The 6264-nt window shown below is 75.7% G+C and carries 5 protein-coding genes; 1 reads left to right on the top strand and 4 read right to left on the bottom strand.

Features of this window, described 5'->3' with window-relative positions; translation table 11 throughout:
- The 4 genes from ABTY56_RS36385 to ABTY56_RS36370 all read right to left on the bottom strand — a co-directional run.
- A partial coding sequence (locus ABTY56_RS36385; RefSeq protein WP_350633906.1) for an AMP-binding protein occupies positions 1–1118 on the bottom strand: 1118 nt, incomplete at its 3' end.
- A 5-nt stretch (positions 1119–1123) separates the two neighbouring features.
- Entirely contained in the window at positions 1124–2020 is an 897-nt protein-coding gene (locus ABTY56_RS36380; protein WP_350633905.1) for a MaoC family dehydratase, read from the bottom strand.
- Entirely contained in the window at positions 2017–3252 is a 1236-nt protein-coding gene (locus tag ABTY56_RS36375) for a beta-ketoacyl-[acyl-carrier-protein] synthase family protein (protein WP_350633904.1), read from the bottom strand. Before ABTY56_RS36375 ends, ABTY56_RS36380 begins: the two co-directional genes overlap by 4 nt.
- Positions 3253–3290: 38 nt before the next feature.
- On the bottom strand, positions 3291–4502 hold the full coding sequence (locus ABTY56_RS36370) for an aminotransferase class I/II-fold pyridoxal phosphate-dependent enzyme (protein WP_350633903.1): 1212 nt from the start codon (positions 4500–4502) through the stop codon (positions 3291–3293).
- 628 nt (positions 4503–5130) lie between these two features.
- On the opposite strand from ABTY56_RS36370, the gene ABTY56_RS36365 reads away from it, so the two are divergent.
- Positions 5131–6003 (top strand): AfsR/SARP family transcriptional regulator, encoded by an 873-nt coding sequence (locus tag ABTY56_RS36365; protein WP_350633901.1) that lies wholly within the window; start codon positions 5131–5133, stop codon positions 6001–6003.
- Positions 6004–6264: the final 261 nt, after the last annotated feature.

Below are 6264 nucleotides of genomic sequence, written 5' to 3'. Positions count from 1 at the left end.
TCGCCGCTGCCGGGGCCCTGGAGGGGGGTGCCGTCGCCGGTGGCGATGAGGGTGCGCACGCCGGGCAGGGGGCGGCCGATGGGTACGGGCAGGGCGGCGGCGGCGTCCAGGCGGTCCAGCGGGTGCAGGAAGCTGTCGTTGGTCTCGGTGCAGCCGTAGATGTTGTACAGGCGGGCGGCGGGCAGCAGGGCGGGCAGGGCTGCGAGGGTGCGGGCGTCGATGGCGTCGCCGGTGAACGCGGCGTGCTCGACGCTGTCCAGCACGGCCGTTTCGGCGGCCTGCAGGAGCAGGGCCCAGGCGAGGGGGACGGCCTGCATGACGTGCGGGCGGTGGCGGGTGAGCTGGGCGAGCAGGTGGCGGGCGTTGAGCGCGTGGGCGGGGTCGATGAGCAGGCAGGTGCCGCCGGCGGCGAGGGTGGCCCACACGTCGAGCAGCGCGAGGTCGAAGTTCAGCGGCGCGTAGTTGGCCACGACGCGGCCGGGGCCGAGGTCGAAGGTGTCGTGGGCCCAGACGGTGAAGCGGTCGACGGCGCCCTGCGCGAGGGGGACGATCTTGGGCAGGTCGGTGGAGCCTGAGGTGGTGAGCATGAACGAGGTGCCGGCCGCCAGGGTGGGCACCGGTTGCGGGTGCGCGAGGGCGGGCAGGGCGGGGGTGTCCTGGCCGAGGGGGGTGAGCAGGCGGCGGGCGCCGGCCTGGGCGAACAGGGCGGCCAGCAGCGCCGGGGCGAGCTGCGGGGAGGGCAGCAGGAAGGGGCGGCGCTCCATCAGGCAGGCCAGCACCAGGGCGACGGCCTCGGGTGACTTGACGGCGAGCAGGCCCACCGGCTCCCCCGGCGCCAGGTCCAGGGCGGCCAGGCGCGCGCGTTCGGCGTCGGCGAGCGCGGCGAGTTCGCCGTAGGAGACGGTGCGCTCGTGCCACAGCAGGGCCGGGGCCTGGGGGCGGGTGCGGGCGTGGGCGGTGAACGCGTCGGGCAGCGCCAGCGGCACCAGCGCGGCCTCGGTCGCCGCCTCGGCGGCGCCGGTCACATCGGCGTCGCCGGTCACATCGGCGTCGCCGGTCACGTCGGCGGCGTCGCCGGTCACGGCGGTCGCGGCGGTGGTCGCGGTGTCGGTGGTCATCGCCGTCACTCCCCCGCCGGCGCGATCCGCGCCCAGCCGGCCTTGACCGCGGTGCCCGCGTCGGTGGCGATCGTGAAGCGCACCACCGTGCCCGCGTCGTAGGGCTGCAGGGTCAGGCGCAGCCCGGTGCCGTGGAGGGTGGGGGCGGCGAAGCGGGCGCCGAGGGCGTGGATGCGGGAGGGGTCGCCGCCGGCGTGGCGGTCGGTGATCTCCTCGGCGGCCAGGGCGACGAGGTGCATGCCGTGGGCGATGGCGGCGGGGAAGCCGGCCGCCTGGGCGGCGGTGTCGTCGAGGTGGATGGGGTTGCGGTCGCCGGAGGCGTGGGCGTAGGCGGTGGTGTCGGCGGGGGTGAGGGTGTGGGTGAGGGTGAGCGGTTCGCCGTCGGGGGTGGTGCCGGGGTGGGCGGCCGGGGCGAGGGTGCCGTGGGGTTCGGTGCGGGTGGCGCCGAGCAGCAGGGCGGAGGTGTCGAGGTCGGCGATGGGGGTGGCGGTGGCCGCGTCGGTGAGGCGGGTGACCAGAGCCAGGCGGGTGCCGCGGGCTTCGCGGCGCACCGCGGCGATCTCGACGCTGACGTCGACCTCGCCGGGGGCCAGGGGGGTGTGGGTGCGGATCTCCTGGGCGAGGTGGACCACGCCCGTGAAGCCGTCGTCGCCGGCCGTCAGGGCGGTGACGGTGTGCTGGGCCAGGGCGTGGGCGGCGACGAAGGGGTGGGCGGGGCTCGCCGCGGCCGCGGTGTCGCCGTCGGCGGGTGCGAGGCCGGTGCGGGCGGCGGCGCGGTAGGCGGCCAGGTCCTGGGCGGTGACGGTCAGGCGGGTGCGCGACACGGGGGCCGGCGAGGGCGCGGTCACGGTCGCCGTCGCCGGTGCGGGCGCGGGCGCGGTCGCGGGTGCGGGCGTGGTCATAGCGGGGTCACCACCAGGGTCGAGTTGTGGCCGCCGAAGCCGAACGAGTTGGACAGCGCCGGGCCGCTGGGGATGGGGCGGGCGGCGGTGTGGACGACGTCGAGGTCCAGGCCCTCGTCGGTCTTCTCGTGGTTGGCGGTGGGAGGGACGGTGCGGGTGTTCATGGCCTGGACGGCGGCGATCAGCTCGACGGCCCCGGCGGCACCGATCAGGTGGCCGATGGCGCCCTTGGTGGAGGTGACCGGGACGGCGTGGGGGCCGAACACGGTGCGCAGGGCGGCGGCTTCGGCGCGGTCGTTGTGCACGGTGGAGGTGCCGTGGGCGTTGACGTGGGCGATGTCGGCGGGGCCGAGGCCGGCGTCGGCGAGGGCGGCGCGCATCGCGGCCACCGCGCCGGCGCCGTCGGGGCGCGGGTTGGACAGGTGGTAGGCGTCGGAGCTGGAGCCGTACCCGGCGAGCAGCGCGTAGGGGGCGGCGCCGCGGGCGGTGGCGTCGTCCAGGCGTTCCAGGACGAGGAAGCCGGCGCCTTCGCCCATCACGAAGCCGTCGCGTTCGGTGTCGAAGGGCCGTGAGGCGCGGGCGGGGTCGTCGTTGCGCTGGGAGTGCGCGCCGAGGTTGCCGAACGCGGCGAGGGTGACCGGGGTGAGGGTGGCCTCGCAGCCGCCGGCGATGACGACGTCCGCGCGGTGGGTCTCCAGCAGCAGGGCGGCGTGGCCGATGGCGTCCGCGCTGGAGGCGCAGGTGGTGGCGATGGTCAGGGCCGGGCCGCTCCACGCCAGGCGCATGGCGATCTGGGCGGCGGCCGCGTTGGGCATGGTGACCAGCGGCATCAGCGGCGAGACGCGCAGCGGCCCGTGCTCGGTGTACAGGGCGGACTCGCGGTCGCTGGTGGTGCGTCCGCCGACCGCGTTGCCGACGACGATGGCGCTGCGCCCGGGTTCGGGCCGGGGGCTTCCGGCGTCGGCGTGGGCGGCGAGGGCGGCGAGGGTGCCGTAGTGGGCGAAGGGGTCCAGGCGGCGGGCGTCCTTGGCGGGGACGGGTCCGTCGGCGGGCAGGGGGGCCACGCGGCAGCCCAGGCGTACCCGGTGGCGGGCCAGGGCCGGGTCGTCGAGGGCGGTGGCGGTGGAGCGTCCGGAGACGACGGTGTGCCAGAACTCCTGGACGGTGTGGCCGGCGGGGCTGACCACGCCGAGGCCGGTGACGGCGATCGGTGGGCGGGTGTGCGGGGCCATGGCGTCCTCTCCTGTCCGGGCCCGGTGGGGGTGGGGGCTCAGATCAGGCCGGTCTGGGCGGCGGCGGTCAGGAACGCGTCGGCGGCGAAGTCGATGTCGGCCGCGGTGTGGCGGGCGGTGACGGCGATGCGCAGCCGGGCGAGGTCGTTGGGCACGGCGGGGGTGACGACGGGCAGGCCGATGACGCCGGCCTTGCGGCAGGCGGTGGCGTAGTCGTAGGCGGCGTCGTCGGAGCCGGCGATGACGGGCAGCACGGCGGTGGTGGAGTCCATGGTGGAGATGCCGGCCTGGTTGAGGCGCTCGCGCAGGCGCTGGGCCTGGATCTGGGTGTGGGTGACGCGCTCGGGTTCGCGGCGCAGGATGCGCAGGGATTCCAGGGCGGCGCCGGTCTGGGCGGGGCCGAGGGCGGCGGAGAACAGGAACGGGCGGGCGGCGTAGCGCAGGTGGCCGATGAGGTCGTGGCTGCCGGCGATCCAGCCGCCCATGGAGGGGATGGCCTTGGAGAGGGTGCCGAGCTTGACGTCGACGCGGACCTTGTGGTCGAAGTGCTCCTCGATGCCGCCGCCGGTCCTGCCGATGACGCCCAGGGCGTGGGCCTCGTCGACCATGAGGAGGGCGTCGTAGCGGTCGCAGACCTCGCGCAGTTCGGGCAGGGGGGCGATGTCGCCGTCCATGGAGTAGACGCTGTCGACGATGACCAGGCGCACGCCGGTGGGGGAGGCGGCCTTGAGGCGGCGTTCCAGGTGCTCGACGTCGTTGTGGCGGAAGCGGGTGACGGTGGCGCCGGACAGGCGGCAGCCGTCGACGATGGAGGCGTGGTCGTACTTGTCGATCAGGACGGTGTCGCCCTGGCCGACGAGGGCGCCGACGGTGCCGACGTTGGCGGCGTAGCCGGAGCCGAAGACCAGGGCGCGTTCGCGGCGGGCGAAGCGGGCGACCTCGGCTTCGAGTTCCTCGTGCAGGGGGATGGTGCCGGCCAGGGCGCGCACGCCGTGGTTGCCGGTGCCGTAGACGTCGACGGCGGCCTTGGCGGCGGCCACGACGCGCTCGTCGCCGGCCAGGCCGAGGTAGCTGTAGCCGGACATCATGAGCAGGCGCTCGCCGTCGAGGTCGCAGTAGGCGCTGTCGCGTTCCATGGTGTAGGCGACGAAGCTGTTGCGCCGGGAGGGGTCGGACTCCAGTGCGGCCACCCGGGCGTTCGTTGCGGCGAGCTTCGGCTCCAGGCGGTCCCATGCTCCGGTGGCGTTCACGGGCGTTTCTCCTTCACGGCTTCACGGCTTCACGGTCTGCGGGGCTTCGCGGTTGTGCGGGGCTTCGCGGTTGTGCGGGGCTTCGCGCTTTTCGGGCTGCACGGCTGTCGCGGCTTTCACGGATTTCCCGTTCGCGGGTTTCCGGGCTTTCGGGTTTCCGGGTTTGCTTCCGGTTTCGGTCCGGTTTGCTCGGCGCTGCTTCCGGTTCGTTTCCGGCCGGGCCCCGGGTGGCCGGGGTCCGGGGCTGCTTCGGGCGGGCTTTCTCGAAGCGTTCACGCGGGGTGCTCAAGGATGGCTACATTTCTACGGCAGGATGCGCAAGGCGTCCGCAATAGCCGCTTCTTTGGCCTGCGGTTTGGCTCTGACGTGCGGAAACCTTGCGTCCACGACGCATCGACCGGCCGGCGGGTATGTTTTCGCGGCCGGTGTTGACACCGCGCCTCGCGGCGAATGTATGGTCGAAATCCGCCGAAACCGAACGGCTGGTCGGCGGCTATTTGTTCTGTTCCGGGTTTCCCATGCCGACGGCCCGGCACGGGCCGTCACTTCCGCTTTGGCTCAAGGGGGTTGGAGCTACGTTGAACGGCTTCAGGGAAGACAGTCCGTCCGGCAGATCGGGGGCGCGGCAATGCTGATCCGCCTCACCGGTCTGGTGGCGATCGAGCACGAGGACGGTGCCCCGCAGCACCTGTCCAGCGCCCAGGCCCAGGTGGCGTTCGCGCGCCTGGTACTGGAGCGCTCCGGCGGCACCAGCCGCGACCAACTGGCCGACACCATCTGGCCCGACGGGCTGCCCGACACCTGGGCCTCGGCGCTGCGCAGCGTGGTGAGCCGGGTGCGGGCCTTCGTCACCGACCCGGGCCAGGGCCCCGGCGCGACCCCGCTGATCGCCCAGGGCGGGCGCTACGTGCTGCGCCTGCCGGCGGACGCGGCGGTGGACCTGGAGGCCGCGGCCTGCGCCGTCGGCGAGGCCGGCGAGGCGCTGGCCGCGGGCAGCCACGCGGTGGCGCAGCAGCTGGCCGCGGGCGCGCTGGCGAACCTGCGCGGGGCGTTCCTGCCCGACCACGAGGGCGAGTGGGCCCAGGGGGTGCGCGAGCACGTGGAGGAGCTGCGGATCAGCGCGCTGGAGACGGCGAGCCTGGCGGCCTCCGCCCTCGGCGAGGAGCACCACGCGCTGCGCTGGGCGGACGAGGCGGTGCGCCGCGCGCCGTTCCGCGAGAGCGCCTACCGCTGCCGCATGGAGGCGCTGGCCGCCTCCGGCAACCGCGCCGAGGCGCTGCGCTGCTACCAGCAGCTGCGCCAGGTGCTGGCCGAGGAGCTGGGCATCGACCCGGCCGCCGAGACCCAGGAGCTCTACCTCGCGCTGCTGCGCACCCCGACCCCGGCGCCGCCCGCCCCGGCGGCGGTGCGCCCGGTGGACCCGGTGCTGATGGGCATCTTCGAGCCCCTCGCCCTGATCCGCCTGCCCCGCCCGGCCCCCACCCCGGTCCGCGCCGCCTGACCCCGCGGGGCCGGCCTCCCCCCGGGGCGGGGGCGGACGGCCCCGGCGGCCCGGGCTCCCCTGCACCCCGGCCGGGGCACCGGCAAGGGCGCGCGCGGCCAAGCCCCCGCCCTCCTCTCCCCCGTACGCCCCGGCCTTTGACCCGCGCCCGACTCCGCCTCCCGCGCGGGCGCCCGCCCCGGCGGGCGCGCACCACCGCCGCACGGCACCTCCGCCCCCGGCCCCCCGGCAGGGGGGGGCGGAGGTGCCGGCAAGGACGCG

This window comes from Kitasatospora sp. NPDC097691 (genome assembly GCF_040302665.1).
In the GTDB taxonomy this organism is placed as follows: Bacteria; Actinomycetota; Actinomycetes; order Streptomycetales; family Streptomycetaceae; genus Kitasatospora.
Note: the sequence above shows the minus strand (reverse complement) of the source record. Positions and strands in the feature narration are given on the sequence as shown.